This is a genomic window from Paenibacillus sp., from assembly GCF_031177825.1.
GTDB lineage: Bacteria > Bacillota > Bacilli > Paenibacillales > YIM-B00363 > Paenibacillus_AE.
In genome coordinates, this window is sequence record NZ_JAPSKE010000008.1 from 92326 (window position 1) to 112479 (window position 20154).

15 protein-coding genes and 1 pseudogene are annotated in these 20154 nt (G+C 60.5%); 13 read left to right on the plus strand and 3 right to left on the minus strand.

Annotated features, from left to right (window positions below; genetic code table 11):
* Nucleotides 1-20: 20 nt before the first annotated feature.
* Complete coding sequence (gene recJ, locus RIN49_RS11990) at nt 21-2426, plus strand: single-stranded-DNA-specific exonuclease RecJ (RefSeq protein ID WP_309120405.1); 2406 nt, start codon at nt 21-23, stop codon at nt 2424-2426.
* Entirely contained in the window at nt 2423-2941 is a 519-nt protein-coding gene (locus tag RIN49_RS11995) for an adenine phosphoribosyltransferase (RefSeq protein WP_309120406.1), read from the plus strand. The genes recJ and RIN49_RS11995 overlap by 4 nt, the downstream gene beginning before the upstream one ends.
* 72 nt (nt 2942-3013) lie before the next feature.
* On the opposite strand, the gene uraA is transcribed toward RIN49_RS11995, so the two are convergent.
* Nucleotides 3014-4282 (minus strand): uracil permease, encoded by a 1269-nt coding sequence (uraA, locus tag RIN49_RS12000; RefSeq protein ID WP_309120407.1) that lies wholly within the window; start codon nt 4280-4282, stop codon nt 3014-3016.
* Between the two features lie 200 nt (nt 4283-4482).
* Here uraA and RIN49_RS12005 point away from each other — a divergent pair, with 200 nt between their 5' ends.
* Both RIN49_RS12005 and dtd read left to right on the plus strand, forming a co-directional pair.
* Nucleotides 4483-6705: a RelA/SpoT family protein gene (locus RIN49_RS12005; RefSeq protein ID WP_309120408.1), complete on the plus strand. Its 2223-nt coding sequence runs from the start codon at nt 4483-4485 to the stop codon at nt 6703-6705.
* A gap of 12 nt (nt 6706-6717) precedes the next feature.
* Complete coding sequence (dtd, locus tag RIN49_RS12010; protein WP_309120409.1) at nt 6718-7161, plus strand: D-aminoacyl-tRNA deacylase; 444 nt, start codon at nt 6718-6720, stop codon at nt 7159-7161.
* A gap of 449 nt (nt 7162-7610) precedes the next feature.
* Here dtd and RIN49_RS12015 read toward each other — a convergent pair whose 3' ends face one another.
* Together RIN49_RS12015 and RIN49_RS28790 are read right to left on the minus strand one after the other, a co-directional pair.
* The gene (locus RIN49_RS12015) at nt 7611-8252 is read right to left on the minus strand and encodes a hypothetical protein (protein ID WP_309120410.1); all 642 of its coding nucleotides are present in this window, start codon (nt 8250-8252) and stop codon (nt 7611-7613) included.
* A gap of 36 nt (nt 8253-8288) precedes the next feature.
* A pseudogene (locus tag RIN49_RS28790) lies at nt 8289-8417 on the minus strand (transposase); the annotation flags it as partial.
* 403 nt (nt 8418-8820) lie between these two features.
* Here RIN49_RS28790 and RIN49_RS12020 point away from each other — a divergent pair.
* The 9 genes from RIN49_RS12020 (at nt 8821) to RIN49_RS12060 (ending at nt 20121) form a co-directional block, all read left to right on the plus strand.
* Entirely contained in the window at nt 8821-9000 is a 180-nt protein-coding gene (locus RIN49_RS12020; protein ID WP_309120411.1) for a hypothetical protein, read from the plus strand.
* Between the two features lie 54 nt (nt 9001-9054).
* Complete coding sequence (locus RIN49_RS12025) at nt 9055-10605, plus strand: coproporphyrinogen III oxidase (protein ID WP_309120412.1); 1551 nt, start codon at nt 9055-9057, stop codon at nt 10603-10605.
* A complete protein-coding gene (locus tag RIN49_RS12030; RefSeq protein WP_309120413.1) occupies nt 10602-12563 on the plus strand; it encodes an FAD-dependent oxidoreductase in 1962 nt (653 codons plus the stop codon). The genes RIN49_RS12025 and RIN49_RS12030 overlap by 4 nt, the downstream gene beginning before the upstream one ends.
* A 539-nt stretch (nt 12564-13102) precedes the next feature.
* Nucleotides 13103-14347 carry a histidine--tRNA ligase gene (gene hisS / locus RIN49_RS12035; protein WP_309120414.1) on the plus strand — a complete coding sequence of 415 codons (1245 nt, stop codon included), beginning with the start codon at nt 13103-13105 and terminating at the stop codon, nt 14345-14347.
* A gap of 32 nt (nt 14348-14379) precedes the next feature.
* The gene (gene aspS, locus RIN49_RS12040) at nt 14380-16167 is read left to right on the plus strand and encodes an aspartate--tRNA ligase (protein ID WP_309120415.1); all 1788 of its coding nucleotides are present in this window, start codon (nt 14380-14382) and stop codon (nt 16165-16167) included.
* A gap of 16 nt (nt 16168-16183) precedes the next feature.
* The gene (locus RIN49_RS12045; protein WP_309120416.1) at nt 16184-16939 is read left to right on the plus strand and encodes a tRNA threonylcarbamoyladenosine dehydratase; all 756 of its coding nucleotides are present in this window, start codon (nt 16184-16186) and stop codon (nt 16937-16939) included.
* 212 nt (nt 16940-17151) lie between these two features.
* Nucleotides 17152-17463: a DUF2642 domain-containing protein gene (locus tag RIN49_RS12050; protein WP_309120417.1), complete on the plus strand. Its 312-nt coding sequence runs from the start codon at nt 17152-17154 to the stop codon at nt 17461-17463.
* Nucleotides 17464-17554: 91 nt separating this feature from the next.
* Entirely contained in the window at nt 17555-18730 is a 1176-nt protein-coding gene (locus tag RIN49_RS12055; RefSeq protein WP_309120418.1) for a copper amine oxidase N-terminal domain-containing protein, read from the plus strand.
* Nucleotides 18731-18804: 74 nt separating this feature from the next.
* Nucleotides 18805-20121, plus strand: coding sequence for a replication-associated recombination protein A (locus RIN49_RS12060; RefSeq protein WP_309120419.1), 1317 nt, complete (start codon nt 18805-18807; stop codon nt 20119-20121).
* The last annotated feature ends 33 nt before the right edge of the window (nt 20122-20154 follow it).

Genomic DNA, 20154 nt, shown 5'->3' on the forward strand with positions numbered 1-20154 from the left:
AATTGCAAGGAGGAGCGACTATGCTCTCACCGAAGACGCGTTGGTCGGTCGGTTCGCCCGACCCCGCGTACGTTCGAGAATTATCGGAGCGATTCGGCATTCGTCCGCTGCTTGCCGCCTTGTTGGCCGCTAGAGGCCACACGGCGGAGGAGGCGGCATTTTTTCTTTCCGACGAATTTACGTTTCACGACCCGTCGCTGCTCGCGGGCATGTCGGAAGCTGCCGAGCGCATTCGACGCGCGATTCGAGACCGAGATAAGATTCTGATTTACGGCGATTACGACGCCGATGGCGTCAGCAGTACGTCGCTGCTCGTTCGTCTCTTTCGGATGCTGGAGGCGGAATTCGATTATCGCGTTCCGCATCGCCTACGCGACGGATACGGATTACATACGCATTATTTGGAGGAAGCCAGTCGCGACGGCGTCAAGCTCGTCGTCACGGTGGACACCGGCATTACCGCCGTGGAGCAAGCCGCCGCGGCCCGGCGTCTCGGCCTCGATCTGATCGTTACCGATCATCACGAGCCGCCGGAGACGCTGCCGGACGCGCTGGCCGTCGTAAACCCGAAGCGCGAAGACTGCGCTTATCCGTTCAAGGGGCTCGCCGGGGTCGGCGTCGCGTTCAAGCTCGCGCACGCGTTGCTCGGCCGCGTGCCGGAAGAGCTCGCCGCTTGGGCGGCGCTCGGTACGATCGCGGACGTGATGCCGCTTGTCGGAGAAAACCGTTCGATCGTGAAGCTGGGGCTCCGGCAGCTGCGGAACGAGCCGCCGATCGGCTTCGCGGCACTGTTCCGCGTGGCGGGCGTCGAACGCCAGGAAGTGTCTTCGAACACGATCGGGTTCGGCTTGGCGCCTCGGATCAACGCCGCGGGCCGGCTCGCCGACGCCGACGAAGCGGTGAAGCTGCTCATCGCCGACGATCCGGTCGAAGCGGATGCGATCGCGCGTCGGATGGACGCTCTGAACCGGGAGCGGCAGCGCATGGTGGAGGAAGCGGCCGCGGAAGCGATCGAGCTCGTAGAGCGCGACGGCGGACCCGGGGACGGCATCGTCGTCGCTTCGGACCGGTGGAATCCGGGCATTATCGGCATCGTCGCTTCCAGGCTTGTGGAGGCGTATTACCGGCCGACGGTCGTCATCGCCATGGACGCCGAATCGGGCGTCGGCAAGGGTTCCGCTCGAGCGATCCCTGGCTTCCATCTGTACGACGCGCTGAAAACTTGCGAGTCGCTGTTTTTGCACTTCGGCGGACATGCTTCCGCCGCCGGACTTTCGATCCGGGGCGACAACCTGGACGCCTTCGTCGAGGCGTTCCGAAACGAGGCTTCCTCTCGATTAACGGAGGAGCTGAAGACGCCGGTAACGCTCGTCGACGCGGAACTCGACTTGTCCGACATTACGATCGACGCGATTCAGGAGCTGGAGAAGCTGGCTCCATACGGCATGGGGCATCCCGCGCCGAAGTTTTCGATTTCCCAGGCAATCGTCGGGGAAGCGACCGTCATCGGCAAAGACAAGCGACATGCGAAGTTTCGACTCGAGGGAAGCGGGAACAAAATCGAAGCGGTCGGCTTCGGCATCGGGGAGACCGTACGCCGCGTGGCGCTCGGATCCCGGCTGTCGCTGGTCGGGGAGCTGTCCGTGAACGAATGGAACGGCCGCAAGACGCCGCAAATCATCGTGAAGGACGTCGCCGTACCGCATATCCAGCTGTTCGATTGGCGCTCCGCTGCGACCGCTTCCGCATTCCGCGAGCGTTGGGAAGCGGCGCGATCGGACGATTGGCGCCCTGCGTTCTTGCTAGGGCCTTATGACGAACCGCCGGCCGCCCTCGCCGCTTGGTGGAAGACCGTCCCGGTCTATCGGTTGACGACGGAAGGGGACAGGGTTGTCGTTCCGGTTAACGTCAACGCGTTCGATGCGCCTTTCGAAGGGGCGACGGATCTATGGTTCGTAAATTGCCCTTTCCCATTCGAGAGGTTTCATCTTATACTAAAACAGGATGTTTCGCTTTGCCGCACGTACGCCTTAGCTTTGGACGGCGCGCCGACCATCGATCGGGAGACGATGAAGCGCGCGTACGTCTGTATGAGGGAGCTCGGCGAATCTCCCGAAGAAGATTGGATCGGAGCGGTCGCGAGACGGGTCGGCCTCGGCCTCGAAGCGGCGCGGCTCGCGATCCGCGTCTTCCGAGAGCTGGGCTTCGTCGAGGAAGGCGGCGCTCCGGGCACGGTTCGGATCGCGCGCTCCCCGGCGAAACGGGATTTATCGGAATCGGCGTCCTTCGCGATGGCGCTGCGAGCCGAAACCGCGAGACAGGAATGGAAGAGAATGACGACGGAAACGCTGCAAGCACGTCTGCTCGCGCAAGCGCCCTTCCGTCGCGACGACATTGAACTCAGAAAGACGGAGGCAGTAGGATGAGCGTAAATTTCAAAGATCATATTCGAGTCATCGAGGATTGGCCGCAACCGGGCATTCGCTTCAAGGACATTACGACGCTGCTAGGGGACGGGAACGTCTATCGCGAGGCGATCGATCAGATCCGTCAGCTCGTGAAGGACAAGCAAATCGACGTCATTTGCGGGCCGGAGGCGCGCGGCTTCGTGGTCGGCGCGCCGCTCGCGTACGCTCTCGGCGTCGGCTTCGTGCCGATTCGCAAATCCGGCAAGCTGCCGTACGAGACGATCGAAGCGAGTTACGATCTGGAATACGGCAAGGACAGCTTGGCGGTTCATAAAGACGCGATTCGTCCCGGCCAGAAAGTACTGATCGCGGACGACCTGCTCGCGACCGGCGGTACGATCGCCACGTGCATCAATCTCGTGCAGAAGCTGGGCGGCGACGTCGTCGGCGCGGCGTTCCTCATCGAGCTGTCGTATTTGACCGGACGGCAGAAGATGAACGGCATCGACGTCGTATCGTTGATTACGTATTAAACCGGACAGAAAAGGGCAGTCTCGAAGGAACGAATCCTTCCGAGACTGCCCTTTTTCCATTCCATCCCGATTTTATTCGCTTCGAAGCTTTAGCACCTCAAGGAGCTTGAAGAACAGGCTGAGCACAATCGCCGCGACGGTCGCCAGCGCCATACCCTTGAGCGAGAAGTTGCCGACGGAGAACGTAGCGCCGCTAATGCCGATAATAAGCACGACGGCGGACAAGATCATGTTCGACGCCTTCGAATAATCGACCTTCGCTTCGACCAGCATTCGGATGCCCGAAGCGGCGATGACGCCGAAGAGCAGCACGGAGACGCCGCCCATGACCGGGTCCGGGATGGTCATGATCAACGCGGCGAGCTTGCCGACGAACGACAGCGCGACCGCGATGACCGCCGCGCCGCCGATGACCCAGACGGAGTAGACGCGAGTCAGCGCCAAGACGCCGATATTTTCGCCGTAGGTCGTGTTCGGCGTGGACCCGACGAAGCCGGAGACGAGCGTCGAGACGCCGTTCCCGAGCAGCGAGCGTCCGAGGCCGGGCTCCTTCGTAAGATCCTTGCCGACGATGTTGCCGGTAACGATCAAGTGGCCGATATGCTCGGCGATGACGACGAGCGCGGCCGGCGCGATGATCGCGATGCTGGCGGCGTCCCACTCCGGCGCGGTGAACGTCGGGAGGCGCAGCCAGTCGGCTTCGGCGACCTTCTCGAAGGTGACGATACCGAGCAGAGCGGACAGCGCATAACCGACGACGATGCTAATAAGAATCGGGATAATCTTCAAGAAGCCGCGGAACGCGACCGAACCGATGAGAGCGACGAGCAGCGTGACGATCGAAACCGTAACGGCCTTCGGATCGAAAGGCGCGGCTTCGGACGGGATCCAGCCGGCCATTCCGGCGGCTACCGGAGCCAACTCCAGGCCGATGATAGCGACGATCGCGCCCATGGCGGCGGGCGGGAAGACGACGTCGATCCACTTCGTCCCGGCCGCGGAGACGAGCAGCGCCACGATCGTGAAGATCGCGCCCACCACGATGAAGCCGCCTAACGCCTTCGCGTAGCTGCCGCCGGATAGGCCCATGACGACGAACACCGGAGACAAGAAGGCGAAGCTCGAGCCTAGGTATGCGGGAATTTTGCCCTTGCACAGAATAAGGTAAAACAGCGTGCCGATCCCGTTCATCAACAAGATCGTGGCCGGATCCACGTTAAACAGCACGGGCACCAGAACGGTCGACCCGAACATGGCGAACAGATGCTGGAGGGAAAGCGGAAGGCCGGCGAGAAGAGATGGTTTTTCGTTGACTCCAAGCGTGCGCGATTCGGCGGACATGAGCGATATCGTCTCCTTTTCGAATGTAGGGCGACACGTTTCGACGAATTTCCGAACGATTCGACCTAACGGTTATCCTAGCAAAACTTCCCTCGCTTGTCAGCGGTCAATTTTCAGAAACGCCTCGTTACCTTGACGGAACCCCGGAACAAGGGGATAATGATAAGCAAAATTCATGATTTTAGGGGTTTAAAGCGTCTATGGAAGAACGGCAGCCCACGGGGATCGAGCAGCTGCTCGAGAAGGCATCTTCATACATCAAAGAAGCCGACCTGACGCGGATCCGGGAAGCGTACGATTACGCGGAAGCCGCGCATCAAGGCCAGACCCGTAAATCCGGGGAACCATATATCCTTCATCCGCTGGCGGTAGCCGACATCTTGGTGAACATGCAGATGGACGCGACCACGGTCATCGTGGGTTTGCTTCACGACGTCGTGGAAGACACCAACGTCACGACGCAGGATCTCGAGGCGAGATTCGGCAAAACCTGCGCGGAGCTTGTCGACGGACTTACCAAACTGGAGAAGATCCGCTTCAAATCGAAGGAAGAGCAGCAGAACGAAAATTACCGCAAGATGTTCGTCGCCATGGCCCAGGACATTCGGGTCATTCTTATTAAGCTTGCCGACCGCCTGCATAATATGCGAACGCTGAAGCATCAATCGGAAGAGGCGCAGCGCCGGATATCCGAAGAGACGCTTGAAATTTTTTGTCCGATCGCCCACCGACTCGGGATGGCCGCCATTCGCTGGGAGATGGAGGACATCTCCCTTCGCTACCTGAACCCGCAGCAATACTACCGCATCGTCAATCTGATGCAGAAGAAGAGAGCCGAGCGCGAACGCCACATCGAAGAGGTCATGGACAAAATCCGGGAGAAACTGACCGAGATGGGCATCGATGCGGATATTAGCGGTCGACCGAAGCACATTTATAGCATTTATAAGAAAATGGTCAGCCGCAACAAGCAGTTTAACGAAATTTACGACTTGCTCGCGATACGCATCATCGTAGAGAACGTGAAGGACTGCTACGCGACGCTGGGCATCATTCATACGCTGTGGAAGCCGATGCCGGGTCGGTTCAAGGATTATATCGCGATGCCGAAACCGAATATGTACCAGTCGCTCCATACGACGGTCATCGGACCGAAGGGCGAGCCGACCGAGGTACAGATTCGAACGCTCGAGATGCATCGCACGTCCGAGTTCGGGATCGCCGCCCACTGGGCGTACAAGGAGAGCAAGGACGGTACCTCGCAGGCGGCGAATATCGGCACTTTCGAGGAAAAAATGACGTTCTTCCGGGAAATTCTCGAGCTGCAACAAGAAGCGAAAGACGCCGCAGAGTTCATGGAATCCCTTCGGATGGACTTCTTCACCGACCTCGTATACGTCTTTACGCCGAAGGGCGAAGTCATCGAGCTGCCTTCCGGCTCCGTGCCGCTCGATTTCGCGTATCGCATTCATACCGAAATCGGCAATCGGACGATCGGTTCGAAGGTGAACGGCCGCATCGTGCCGCTCGACCACAAGCTTCATACCGGCGATATCGTCGAAATTTTGACCTCCAAGCACTCTTACGGGCCAAGCCAGGATTGGCTGAAAATCGCGCAGTCGTCTCACGCCCGAAGCAAGATCAAGCAATGGTTCAAGAAGGAGAAGCGGGAGGAAAACGTCGAAAAGGGCCGCGAAGCGATCGAGCGCGAAGTCAAGCGGCTCGGCTTCGATCCGCAGGACGTCTTGTCCGAAGAAAAGCTTCTGGAAGCGGCGAAGAAGTTTAACTTCAACGACGTCGAAGACATGCTGTCGGCGATCGGGTTCAGCGGCATTACCGCCGCTCAGATCGTCACGCGGCTTACGGAGAAGCAGCGCAAGGAGAACGAGGAAGCGGCGCAGCTGCAGCTGACGAACGAAGTGCGCGAGCTGAAGCCGGCGTCGGCGGCGCATAAGCGTCCGCGATCGACGCAAGGCGTCCGCGTCAAGGGCGTCGACAACCTGCTCGTCCGCTTCGCCCGCTGCTGCAATCCGGTGCCGGGAGACGATATCATCGGTTATATCACGCGCGGACGCGGCGTGTCGGTCCATCGGAGCGACTGTCCGAACGTAGTCGTCTCGGACGAGAACGGGGACGATGCGAATCGGGTCATCGAGGTCGAGTGGATCGCCGCGGCGGAAGCGAATTACAGCGTCGATATCGAGATCACGGGCCACGATCGCCGAGGGCTGTTGAACGAAGTGCTGCAGGCCGTCTCCGAGAGCAAGACGAACATGTCCGCGGTTTCCGGCCGTTCGGACAAAAACAAAGTAGCGATGATCCATATGACGATACTGATCCGGAATACGGAGCATCTTCAGTCGGTCGTCGAGAAAATCAAGCGCGTACGCGATGTCTATTCCGTACAGCGCATCATGCAGTAGGAGAAACGAACTATGCGCGCATTGTTACAAAGAAGCAAAGCCGCCAGCGTCCGCGTCGGCGGAGAGACGGTCGGCGCGATCGACGGCGGTCTCGTCGTTCTGCTCGGCGTCACCCACGATGACACCGAGGCGGATGCCGTCTATTTGGCGGAGAAGACGGCGGGACTCCGCATCTTCGAGGACGAAGATGGCAAGATGAACTTGTCGATCGCGGAGGTCGGCGGTTCCGTGCTTTCCGTTTCGCAGTTCACGCTGTACGGCGATGCCCGCAAGGGGCGGCGACCGAATTTCATGGCCGCAGCCCGGCCCGACGCCGCGCTCGCGCTATATGAGCGCTATAACGCTCTGCTGCGGGAGAGAGGGCTCGCCGTCGAGACCGGCCGCTTCGGCGAAATGATGGAAGTGTCGCTCGTCAATTGGGGCCCTGTGACCTTATGGCTCGACAGCAAAGCTTAGCGGTTTTTAGACGTCTACTCCGATTCGTTGGGGGAGGCGTCTTTTTGATGATTCCCCTTTCATACCTGATTCGCTTAAGTCAGAAGCCCTACAGCCCAAACCATTCGCTTTTACGGATCCGGTCAACGCTACGACTCTGCTCCGTTCTACTACATGCAAGCCCGGTTTTCTCACGGTTTCTACCTCATCTCAGATCAGGTCACCGCCCGGTTCCGCCTTCATCCCTGATTCGATCTTCGCACCGGTCCTGTTTCATCTCTGCTCGGGTCTCCGCTCTCGTCCGGTTCCACGCTTCCCGCCACAGTCGCACGTGGAGCTACCGAAGGAGCAGGCATCTCCACCTGCAACTCTTTCACACTTGATTTCCTTGACTCAGAAGTACTTCCGTACACCTTCTTTCGCTCAAGGATAGCGCTGCCAAGATCGTAGCATCGAAAATCGTCATTCGATTAGACTACTGCTGGCGTACGAAAGAAAAGGCGTGCCCACTCGATCCTTGGACATCCTCCCCTAGCGGCCATATTCCAACGGAAGCAGTATTCGTGTAGATAGCTTTGTAAGTATTTCGTTCCGATTCCGTGGAACTTACGAAGCAGCCAGCGTTCAGCTTCTTTGAATCGAGTCGGAAGGGCGCTTTGGACGAGCCGCTTGCCGATCAGCAGGGCGGTATCCGCAAAAGGAACGGCGATACTGCCGAATGCGGCCGGGATTCCTTCTCTCGCCAACTCTTTGGTGCCGGGCTCGAGGAGTTCGTCGTCGATTAGCGTCAGCTTTAAGGCATGCGGCAGGCCGCCATCGTCGACGGAGCTGCCGATCAGTACGATCCTCTCCTTGCGGTATCGCTTATGGGAGGTGGACAGGAACAAATATCCGGGAGCGAGCCAACACACGGCCGCTTGAACGAAGCCGCGCAGAAGCTTAGAGGCTTCGATCTCCGCGATCGCGGCTCGCAGTTTCCGCAGGATGGCCCAGGCGGTCGAATGGGCGACGCCGATGAAGGCGGCCAGTTCGACCGCGTTGACTCCGGCTTCGGAGGCAAGCAGATCCATCGCGGAGGCCCACTTCTCGAGGGAAGTGCGACTGCGATGCATGACCGTACCCGCGGTCACGGTCGTCTGATGCTTACATAGACCGCACTGGTACAAAGGCAAACGTCTCGTCCATATGGTGTAAAACATACCAAATCCGCAATTCGGACACTCGAAACCGTTCGGCCACCTTCGCTGAAAAAAGTATGCATGCAGGTCTGTATTCACTCAAGCATCCCTCCTTTTTTAAGTTTAGCAAACATACGTTCGCATTACAACGGAAATCAAAATCTTTTTTCTGAGTAAGGGAAATCAGGTGTGAAAGGGACAGGAGAAGAGACTGGACCTTGTCACGGACCAGTAAATGGAAACTGCTGATGGAAAGGGAAGGCGGTTATGAGAATGTCGATGTAGGGGGAAAGGGGCAGCGGAGCCAGGAACGGCAGAACAGGAAGATGGGAGAGTCAGCGGAGACAGGCGAGATCGAAATAAGAGTCGGGAAAACGCGCAGCTGGGGACGGCCGAACAAGAGCCGGGATTTGGGACGCGGGATGCGGGACGGGACTAATCCTCTCCGGGAGTGGGGAAACTGGAAGGAGGACCTAGTGACGGAGGGGAGCGGGAAAAGCAAATGCGTATGACGATTCGGCAGCAAGCGCTGCATGCGGGAGACCCGGAACGGGGGCAGGACGGCGTCGAGCCGAAAGGGGGGGCGCCGACGTCGGCGGACCTGACGGCGGAGTTCGCGGCGGAGCCTGGGTTTCGGCCCGGAGGCGGACGAAGCGGGAACCAACGTGTACATAAATCGTAAGACTATGGTATCCTTATCCACGTGACACGCAACGCGCATTAGGAGGCATGGAACGTGAGAATTCGCATCGAACGCGTCGGCTTCGCCGATTTCGATATGGATTTATTTCATTTGTGCAAATTGTTTTACGACGAAGCGGACGTACGGTTCGAGGACCGAACGTTCGAGGACGGCGAACCGGACTTGACGATACGCATCGGGCTCGAGACGGACGATGCGAACGATCGCATCCGCGTATCCGCGGAAGCGACGGTGTCTCCCTCAACAGGCGGACAAAGCTGGGACGGGAGCTACGAGCGGACGCTGTCGAGCCGGACGGGCGACGACCCGAGAAGGTCTCTTAAGCGCGCGCTTGGCGCGGGGCTCGTGAAGGTATTGGAGCAGGCGACAGGGCTCGCGCAGCCGTGGGGGACGTTGACGGGCGTGCGGCCTACGAAGTTGATGCATAATTTGCTGCTGCAGTACGAGGCGGAGGAAGCGCAGCGCATTTTGCAGGATGAATACTTCGTGACGACGGAGAAGGCGTCCTTGTTGTCGGAAGTCGCCGTCCGGCAGCTGAAGGTGATTCCGGACTTATATACGATCAACGAGAAGGAAGTCAGCGTCTATATCGGCATTCCGTTCTGCCCGACGAAGTGCGCGTACTGCACGTTCCCGGCGTACGACATCCGCGGCAACAACGGCTCGGTGGAGGCGTTCCTCGAAGGGCTGCATTACGAGATCCGCGAGACGGGGCGCTGGCTGAAAGCCGCCGGCCTCGGCATTACGACGATTTACTGGGGCGGCGGCACGCCGACTAGCATCGAGGCGGAGCAGATGGACGCGTTGTTCGAGACGCTGCATGCATCGTTCCCGGGCATGGACCGCGTGCGGGAGCTGACGGTCGAAGCGGGACGTCCGGACACGATTACGCCGGAGAAGCTGCAGGTGATGCGGAAGTGGAACGTAGATCGGATTTCGATCAATCCGCAAAGCTTCACGCAGCAGACGCTGGATACGATCGGCAGGCATCATACGGTCGAAGAGACGGTCGAGAAGTTTCTGCTGTCGCGTTCGATGGGCCTCGACAACATCAATATGGATTTGATCATCGGGCTGCCGAACGAAGGGCTGAAGGAGCTGCGCCATACGCTCGACGAAACGGAAAAATTGCTGCCCGAGTCTTTGACGGTGCACACTTTATCGTTCAAACGCGCGTCTAAGATGACGAAGAACCGGGACAAGTACGAGGTCGCCGAACGCGACGAGATCCGCGCGATGATGGAGGAAGCGATCGAGTGGACGGCGAAGCACGGCTATGCGCCGTACTATTTGTACCGGCAAAAAAATATTCTCGGAAACTTGGAAAACGTCGGTTACAGCTTGCAAGGGAAAGAGAGCCTCTATAACATCCTGATGATGGAGGAGCGGCAGACGGTCGTCGGCCTCGGCTGCGGCGCCGTGAGCAAGGTCGTCTATCCGGACGAGACGGAGGGACGGGATTCGGTCGAGCGCTTTCCGAATCCGAAGGAGCCGTACCACTATAACCAAGCGTTCCGGGAGTATACCGAGAAGAAGCTGGACCTGCTGCAGCGGGCTTACGGCAAGGAGAGTATGAAGCTATGATTCGAACATGGTTACGGAACGCGGCCGCAACCGCGATGGCCGCGTTCGTCGCGGCCGGAGGCGTCTTCGCCGGCGGAGCGGGCGTCGCGTCGGCGGGAACGCTGTCGCAGCACGCGGAATGGTTTTCCGGACAAGCGGTCGGGCCGGTTCCGATGCAAGTGCCCGCGCAGCTCGCGGGCGTCAAGACGGAGTACGACGTGATCGTGGCGGGCACGGACCCGGAAGGGATCGCGGCCGCGTTGTCGGCGGCGCGCAACGGGTTGACGGTGCTTCTGACGGACGGGCGGAATCGCACGACGCTGGGCGGCCTGATGACGCTCGGCTGGCTGAATACGATCGACCTGAACCGGTATTCGCCGGACGGTTCGATTTTAAACAAAGGCATCTTCAGCGAGTGGTACAAGATGGTCGAGGGCGATTCCTTCGACGTGAAGACGGCGGCGAACGCGTTCCAGCGGCTCGTCGACGCGGAACCGAATATCGACGTTCTGATGCCGGTTCGGGAGATGAAGCCGGTCGTGGAGTCGTTCGGTCAGACGAAGACGGTCGTGGGCATGGATTTGACCACGAAGGACGGGACGGAGCTGTTCGTCCGCGCGAACGCGGTCATCGACGCGACGCAGGACGGCGACGTGTTCGCGGCCGCGGGCGTGCCGTTCACGTTCGGCCGGGAAGACATCGGCCAAGCCGACGCCCGGATGGCGGTGACGCTCGTCTACCGACTGAACGGCGTAACGCCGGCCGTATGGAGCGGCATTCGCGAACGGCTCCGCGGGAAGAAAGGCTACGGCACGACGACGATGTCGGCATGGGGGTATTTAGAGTTTTACCAATACGTGCCGAGCCAGCCGCAGGTGAAGATGCGCGGCCTCAATATCGGGAGGCAGAACGACAATACGGCGCTCGTGAACGCGCTTCTTCTGTTCGACGTCGACCCGCTCGATCCGGCTTCGGTGCAGGCGGGCATCGAGGCGGGCAAGAGGGAGCTGCCGCTCGTCGTGAAGTACATGCAGAGCCGATTCCCGGAGCTGTCGAAGCTGACGTTAGGCGGCACCGCTCCCGAGCCGTATATTCGGGAGTCGCGGCATATGCTGGGCGAGTACCGGCTTAATATCATCGACTTGCTCGAAAACAAAGACAAGTGGGACCGCATCGCCTTCGGGTCGTACCCGATCGATCTGCAGCCGACGTCGGCGAGCGACAGCGGCAACATTTTGTTCAAGCCGATCAAATACGCGGTGCCGTTCCGGAGCATCGTGCCGCAGAAAGTGGACGGTCTGCTCGTCGTCGGTCGCGCCGCTTCGTTCGATACGCTGCCGCACGGCAGCGCGCGGACGATCCCCGTCGGGATGGCGACCGGCGAGGCGGCGGGCGCGGCGGTCAAGGTCGCGAAGGAGCGCGGCATCACGTTCCGGGCGATGGCGAAGGATAAGACGGCGATCGCGACGCTGCAAAGCCGTCTGAACGCGCAAGGGATGGATCTGAAGCCGTATACGCTGCCGCTGCAATCTTACGAGAAGCACCGGACGTATTCGGGACTCAAGACGGTGCTGTCGTTCGGGCTCGTGTCCGGGAAGTACGACAACGACTTCCGTCTCGACGAACAGGCGAACCCGGTCGAGTACGGGCTGTTATACGCCGGCTCGCGCGATTATTTCGGCGACAAGATGCCGACGCATCCTTCGCAATGGTATCCGGCGGATCAGACGCTGGAGAAGCAGCTTCGCGCTTCGCCGCTTACGCTCGAGAACGCGGCGTTGATCGCCGCGACGGCGATGGGGATCGAGTTCCAGCCGAACGGCGCGCTCGCCGCGCTGAAAGCGCGCGGAGTATTGAAGGACGTGACGATCTCCGGCATCAAGAACGCGAACGCCCTGACGGTCGGCGAATCGTACATGGTGTTCCGGGACGTGGCGACGGCGCTCGGCTTCCGCGTGGCGGCTTCGAGCGTCAATTGACGAGGAGGGTTTGGAAACGTTTCCCAAAATGTAACCATCCTGTAATGTAGCTTTCATGTCCGCTTAATGTTGATCGCATACAATGATCTCGACCCCCTTTTTTGACATATATTTTCACTATTGCCTGCGGCGATCTCGCCGCAGGTACTTTGTTTTTTCGGAGACGAACTTGACATTCGGGCGTGATGTAAGTAAAATTGTGAAAAAGTTTCAATTGCACGACGTTGATTCGGTGACGGGATAAAGTAGTCCGATTCCCGCTCGCACCCAGAGAGAGACGCCTTAGGCTGCAAGCGTCTTTGCGACGAACGGACGAAAGACCTCCTCGAGAACATACGGCGAACGGCGGCGCGACGACCGCGGCGGACTCAGTAGCCCTATGCGTGGAACGAGCGTTAATCGTTAGAGCGAAGGCGCGGCCTTCGGAATGTGGGTGGTACCGCGGGCGATTCCGTCATGAATCTCTCGTCCCTGACAGCGATATTTGTCGGGGGCGGGAGTTTTTTTATTTGTCCAAGAAGAAATGAGGGTCGAATGAGATGTCGTTTCAGAAACCGAAAGGAACGCAAGATTTTTTGCCGGGCGCGGTCGAGCGCTGGCAGTTCGTCGAGGGGAAGGCGCGTGAGGTGTGCCGCCGATTCGTGTACCGGGAAATCCGGACGCCGATCTTCGAGTCGACCGAACTGTTCCAGCGCGGCGTCGGCGAGACGACGGACGTCGTCGAGAAAGAGATGTACACGTTCATGGACAAGGGCGACCGCAGCATGACGCTGCGGCCGGAAGGGACGGCGGGCGTCGTTCGCGCCTACGTCGAAAACAAGCTGTACGGGGATCCCGATATTACGAAGCTGTATTATATCGGACCGATGTTCCGCTACGAGCAGCCGCAAGCCGGACGGTACCGGCAGTTCCACCAATTCGGCATCGAGGCGTTCGGCTCGAGCGATCCGAGTCTGGACGCGGAGGTCATCGCGCTCGGCAGCCAGTTCTACACCGAGATCGGCCTTACGGGCTTCACGCTCGAGATCAACTCCGTCGGCACGCCGGAGACGCGAGCGGCGTTCCGAGAGAAGCTGCTCGCGTTCCTCGAGCCGAAGCGGGACGTTCTGTGCAAGGATTGCCGTTCCCGCATGGACCGAAATCCGCTGCGGGTGCTCGATTGCAAGGTGGACCAAGCGCACTTCGAAGGCGCGCCTTCGCTGCTCGACAACTTGGACGACGACAGCGCCGCGCACTTCGAGAAGGTGAAGTCGCATCTCGACGCGATGGCTATCCCGTACGCGATCAATCCGCGGCTCGTGCGCGGCTTGGACTACTACACGCATACGGCGTTCGAGTTCAAGGCGGCTGGCATCGGATCGATCGACACGATCGGCGGAGGCGGCCGGTATAACGGGCTCGTGTCCGACATCGGCGGACCCGAGCAGACCGGCGTCGGCTTCGGACTCGGCCTCGAACGCGTGCTTCTGGTGTTGGAGAAGCAGGGCGTGGAGCTGCCGGCGTCGGTGGCGCCGGACGTGTACTTCGTAGCGCTCGGCGAGGCGGCGGAGGCGCGGATCGTGCCGCTGCTGAACGAGGCGCGCGCGCGGGGCATCGTCGCCGAGAAAGATTACGGCGGCCGCAAGATGAAAGCGCAGCTGAAGTCGGCGGATCGGCTGGCCGCGAAATACGCGGCGATCCTCGGAGACGACGAGTTGGAGCGCGAGGAGATCGTATTGAAATCGCTCGCGACGGGCGAGCAGCGGACGGTTGCGCTGACGAGCTTGTTCGACAGCTTGAAGTAATCATTTTCTAAAGGACAAAGGGGTAGGTACACATGATGTTGCGTGACTCTAAATGCGGAACGTTGACGAAAGCGAACGTCGGCGAGACGGTCGTGCTGAACGGTTGGGTGCAGCGCCGCCGGGACCTTGGGGGCGTCTTGTTCATCGACTTGAGGGATCGGAGCGGGCTGATGCAGATCGTCTTCAATCCGGCGTTCTCGGGCCAAGCGCTCGAGACGGCGGACAAGTGCCGGAACGAATACGTCGTTGCGGTGAAGGGCAAGGTCGTCGAACGGGATCCGTCGACGGTGAACCCGAACTTGCCGACGGGCGAGATCGAAGTGCAAGTGACGGAGATCGAAGTGTTCAACGGCGCGAAGACGCCTCCGTTCTTCATCGAAGACGGCGTCGAAGTCGACGAGTCCGTGCGGCTGAAGTACCGCTACCTCGACCTGCGCCGGCCGGAGATGCAGCGCACGCTCATGCTCCGCTCGAAAGCGGCGAAGGTGTTCCGCGACTTCCTGGACGCGAACGAGTTCATCGAGGTCGAGACGCCGATCCTAACGAAGAGCACGCCGGAAGGCGCGCGCGATTACTTGGTGCCGAGCCGCGTCCATCCGGGCGAGTTTTTCGCGCTGCCGCAGTCGCCGCAAATTTTCAAGCAGCTGCTGATGGTCGGCGGCATGGAGCGCTACTATCAAATCGCGCGCTGCTTCCGCGACGAGGACCTTCGGGCGGATCGGCAGCCGGAGTTCACGCAGGTGGACATCGAGACGTCGTTCCTGTCGCAGGACCAGCTGTTGACGATCATGGAAGAGCTCACCGCGAAGCTGTTCAAAGAGACGGTCGGCGTGGACGTGCCGACGCCGTTCCAACGTCTGCCGTACGCCGAGGCGATGGGCAAGTACGGCTCGGATAAGCCGGACCTGCGCTTCGGTCTCGAGCTCGTCGACGTATCCGACGTCGTGTCGTCGTCCGGCGTGAAGGTGTTCGCGTCGGTCGTGGCGGGCGGCGGCATGGTGAAGGCGATCAACGCGAAGGGCTGCGCGACGTGGAGCCGCAAGGAGCTCGACGACTTGACGCCGTTCGCGGCTCGCTACGGCGGCAAGGGGCTCGCGTACATCGTCGTGAAGGACGGCGAATGGAAGGGGCCGATCGTGAAGTTCCTGAGCCCGGAGGAGATCGCGGCATTGACCGAGCGTCTCGGCGCCGAAGAGGGCGACGTGCTGCTGTTCAGCGCCGACAAGGCGAAGGTCGTGCACGACGTGCTCGGCAATTTGCGCCTGAAGCTCGGCCGCGACCTCGGCCTTATTAACGAGAGCGAGTTCCGCTTCGCATGGGTCGTCGACTTCCCGCTGCTCGGCTGGGACGAGGAAGCGGGGCGCTGGGTGGCGGAGCATCATCCGTTCACGCGTCCGCACGACGAAGACCTGCCGCTGTTCGAGACGAACCCGGGCGCGATCCGCGCGCAAGCGTACGATCTTGTCCTGAACGGTTACGAAGTCGGCGGCGGCTCGATGCGGATTTACAAGCGCGACGTGCAAGAGAAGATGTTCTCGGCGCTCGGTCTCACGATGGAAGAAGCGCGCGAGAAGTTCGGCTTCTTCCTCGACGCGTTCGATTACGGCACCCCGCCTCACGGCGGCATGGCATTCGGCTTCGACCGATTGGTTATGCTGTTAACGGGGCGCACGAATTTGCGCGAGACGATCGCGTTCCCGAAGACGGCGAGCGCATCGGACCTGTTGTCGGGCGCGCCGTCCGAGGTCGACGACAAGCAGCTGCAGCAGCTGTCGATTCGCGTAGCGCCGCAGCAGAAGCCGGAGCCGGTGAAGCAATAAGGGGGGACCCCGCGCAATGTTGAACCAATTTTCCCGCACGGAGTTGGCGGTCGGGCCGGAAGGCATTCTGGCGCTGAAGAACAGCACCGTGGCGGTGCTCGGCATCGGCGGCGTCGGCTCGATCGCGGCGGAGGCGCTCGCGCGCACCGGCGTCGGGCGGATTATTATGATCGATAAGGACGTCGTCGACGTGACGAACATCAACCGCCAGATCCACGCGCTCACGACGACCGTCGGGCAGCCGAAAGCCGAGCTGATGCGAGAGCGCATCAAGCTGATCAACCCGGAATGCGACGCGATCGCCCTGCGCATGTTCTATACGGAGGAGACGTACGAGAAGCTGTTCGAGTATCCGCTCGATTATGTATTGGACGCCTCCGATACGATCATGTACAAGGTGCATCTCATTCTTCAATGCAAGGCGCGCGGCATCCCCGTCATCTCGAGCATGGGCGCGGCGAATAAGATGGACCCGACGAAGTTCCAGGTCGTCGACATCTCGAAGACGCACACCGATCCGCTGGCGCGCGTCGTGCGCCGCAAGCTGCGGGAAGCGGGCGTCACGAAGGGCGTGAAGGTCGTCTTCTCGACGGAGACGCCGAAGAAGCCGCGGGAGGACGTGACGCAGCGCATCGTGCCGGAGAACGCGCCGGAAATCCGGAAGGCGCAGCAGCCGCCGGCGAGCAACGCGTTCGTTCCGCCGGTGGCGGGGCTCTTCATGGTGAGCGTCATCGTGAACGACCTGCTGAAGAAGCACGGCATCGAAGTGTAATCGAAGAGGAAGAAGAGGCGCTCCGCGGGCGATTCGCGGGGCGCCTTTTTCCGTGTCCTTGCGTTACAGCATCATCCGCCCGGCCGGAAACAGGCGTATTGCGTCTTCCCCGTGCCGTTCGATGCGCTGAAGTAACCCGCGTAGGCGAATGCCGTGCCCGAACGGGCGAACTTCCCATACCTATAGGTATCTCGCCTAAGGAAGTGATTGTCGTGTATTACGGAGCTGGGAGACCGACGATGCCGATGGCATCCGCGACGGCGGTGCCGCCCGGAAAGTATATGTATACCCCCGAGCTGCCGCATCTGATGCAAGCGCTGCGACCCACGTATTGGGTAGTGACCGAACCCGTGTTCATGGATCATCTGCTGATGCATGCGGATCAGAAGGTTCGGCTGGAGACGGTCGGCGGACCGCTTGTCGGCACGCTGGCCGGGGTCGCCGTCGATCATGTGCAGATCGATGTGAACGGCGTTCCGCATCACGTCCGGTTCGGTCAAATCGTGTATTTCGCCAAAGCGTAAGGAAGGAATTGCCGCTTCCTACTCTCGCAACTTTCGACATGGTTCTCTCGTCTAAGGAGTACGAGAGAATCAAGCGAGAAAGGAAGCGCAGATGAGAACGAACCTAACGAAAACGATCGCCTTCGCGGCGTTGGCCGCGTGTATGGCGATGACCGCCGTATCGGCGGGGGGACAAAAAGCGCAAGCGGCGTTGGCGTCGATCGTAAGCGTGACCTTGAATCAGGGGACGGCCGAGCTGAAGCATGAGCCGCTGCTCGAGGGCGGAGCCGTCTATTTGCCGCTGCGAGAAACCGGTGCGCTGCTGAACAGCCGAACGACATGGATCGCGGAAGGGAAGAAAATTTTGGTCAACCGCCCCGGGGTTCGCATCGAGATGACGCTCGGCAGCCGGCAGGCGACGGTCAACGGCAAGCCGTACGCCCTTACCGCCATGCCGAAAAACGTGAACGGCGTCGTGTTCGTGCCGGTTCGCTTCGTCAGCGAAGCGCTCGGCGCGAACGTGCAGTGGAAGTCGGACGACCGCCGGGTGGAGCTGCAGTTCGAAAATTTGTATTCGTTCGCGGAGAAGGGGACTCGAGGCTACTGGCTTCATCGGACGACCGGCGAGCTGTACGCCAGCGAGAACGGACAGGCCGCCGCGCTTGTCGCGGATACCGAATTCGAGCTTCAGCGCTACGTCGAACTGTCGATCGAGACGTTGTCGCCGTCGACGGACGTCGTCGCGGCGATAGACAACTATGGCGAACCGGGCATCAACAACGACGTATATCGTTTCGTCGTTGCGTCGGGCAAGATGACGTTGGAGACGAAGACGCATTATTGGGGCGTCCATCCGATCCGCAACGTCTCGACGCCGCCCGACGGCCATGCGTTGCTCATGGACGGAGCGACGCTGTACGAGGTGGACGCGGCCGGGGCGACGGTGGCCGCGCATGACTTGAAGGCGTTGACCGGCTATGAAGACGAGGTGTTTCAAGTCGAATGGTACGACGGAGAGTATATGATCGTCCGCCCGCACACGACCGGATGGCTGACGGCAATCGATCGGAAGACGAACGAGACGACGCGGCTGATCGACAAGGTCGCGACGGAAGAACAGCTCGCCATGCTGGAAGAGCTGCAGAGAGTCGGTCCGAACGACTTCGATTTTATGAACTGGGACGGCCTTGAGGTCGTAGGCAGGAACGAAGGCAAGCTGCAGTTGACGTTCACCTGGTTTTTGGACAAGAACGCGAAGCGGAACGTCGAGGTTTTGCTCGCCCCGTAATCGTTTGCCGGGACCCGCGTTTGGGCTGCGCGGGTCTTTTTGCGTTATAATGGGGGGAGGGAGATGAGGTACAGATGGATCTATTTACATATCGAGCGGAATCGGGCGCGGCGCCGGGACGGCAGCCGCTTGCGGAGCGGATGCGGGCGCGTTCGATCGACGAATATATCGGGCAAGAACATATTGTAGGTCCGGGGAAGTTGCTTCGCCGGGCGGTCGAGGCGGATCAGGTGACGTCGATTATTTTGTTCGGACCGCCGGGGACGGGCAAGACGACGCTCGCGACGATCATCGCGAACCGGACGGACGGCGAGTTCGTTCGCTTGAACGCGGTCGACGCGTCGGTGAAGGACGTGCGGGAGACGATCGAGCGGGCGAAGGAGCTCCGATCGTTATACGATCGCAAGACGATCCTGTTCCTGGACGAGGTGCATCGCTTCAAGACGTCGCAGCAGGATGCGCTGCTGCCGGCGGTCGAGGCGGGCACGATCGTGTTCATCGGGGCGACGACGGAAAATCCGTTCCACTCGATCAACGGGGCGCTTCTATCGCGTTCGACGCTGTTCCGGCTCGAGAAGCTGACGCCGGACCATGCGCTCGAGGCGATGCGCCGGGCGCTTCTCGATCGCGAGCGGGGACTCGGCGCGCTGACGATCCGCGCGGACGACGACGCGCTGCTGCACATCGCGACGGTCGCCGGGGGCGACCTGCGGCGCGCGCTCAACGCGCTCGAGCTGGCGGCGCTGACGACGCCCGCGGATCGCGACGGCACGATTCATGTGACGCTCGCCGCCGCCGAAGAATCGATCCGCCAGCCGACGGTGGCGGCGGACGAGTCGACGCAGTACGACGTATTATCCGCGTTCCATAAGAGCGTACGCGGTTCGTCCGACGCGGCGCTGTTTTGGTTTCTCTACGCGGTCGAGAAGCTCGGCATGGACCCGATGGTGTTCCTGCGCAGGCTCATCGTCGCCTGCAGCGAGGACATCGGGCTCGCGAATCCGCAGGCGATGACGCAGGCGGTGTCCGCGATGGACGCGTATCATAAGATCGGCTGGCCCGAGGCGCGGTATAACATCTCGCAGGCGATTTTGTTCGCGGTGGAAAGTCCGAAGTCCGATTCGATCGGTCTCGCGATGGAGCGGGTATACAAGGCGTTCGACCGGCTCGGGGCGGCGGAGGTGCCGATGCATTTGCGGGACGGACACTATAAGGGTTCGCAGCAGCTCGGTCATGTCGGGTATAAGTACCCGCATCATTTCCCGGGACATTATGTCGAACAGCAGTATTTGCCGGGACCGATCCGGAACGAGGTGTTTTTCGAGGCGTCGACGCAAGGGACGGAAGCGAAGATGCGGGAAAATCAGCAGCGCCGGCGCGGACGAGGATGAAAGCGCCTCCGAAATATGGTAGATTAATAGGGT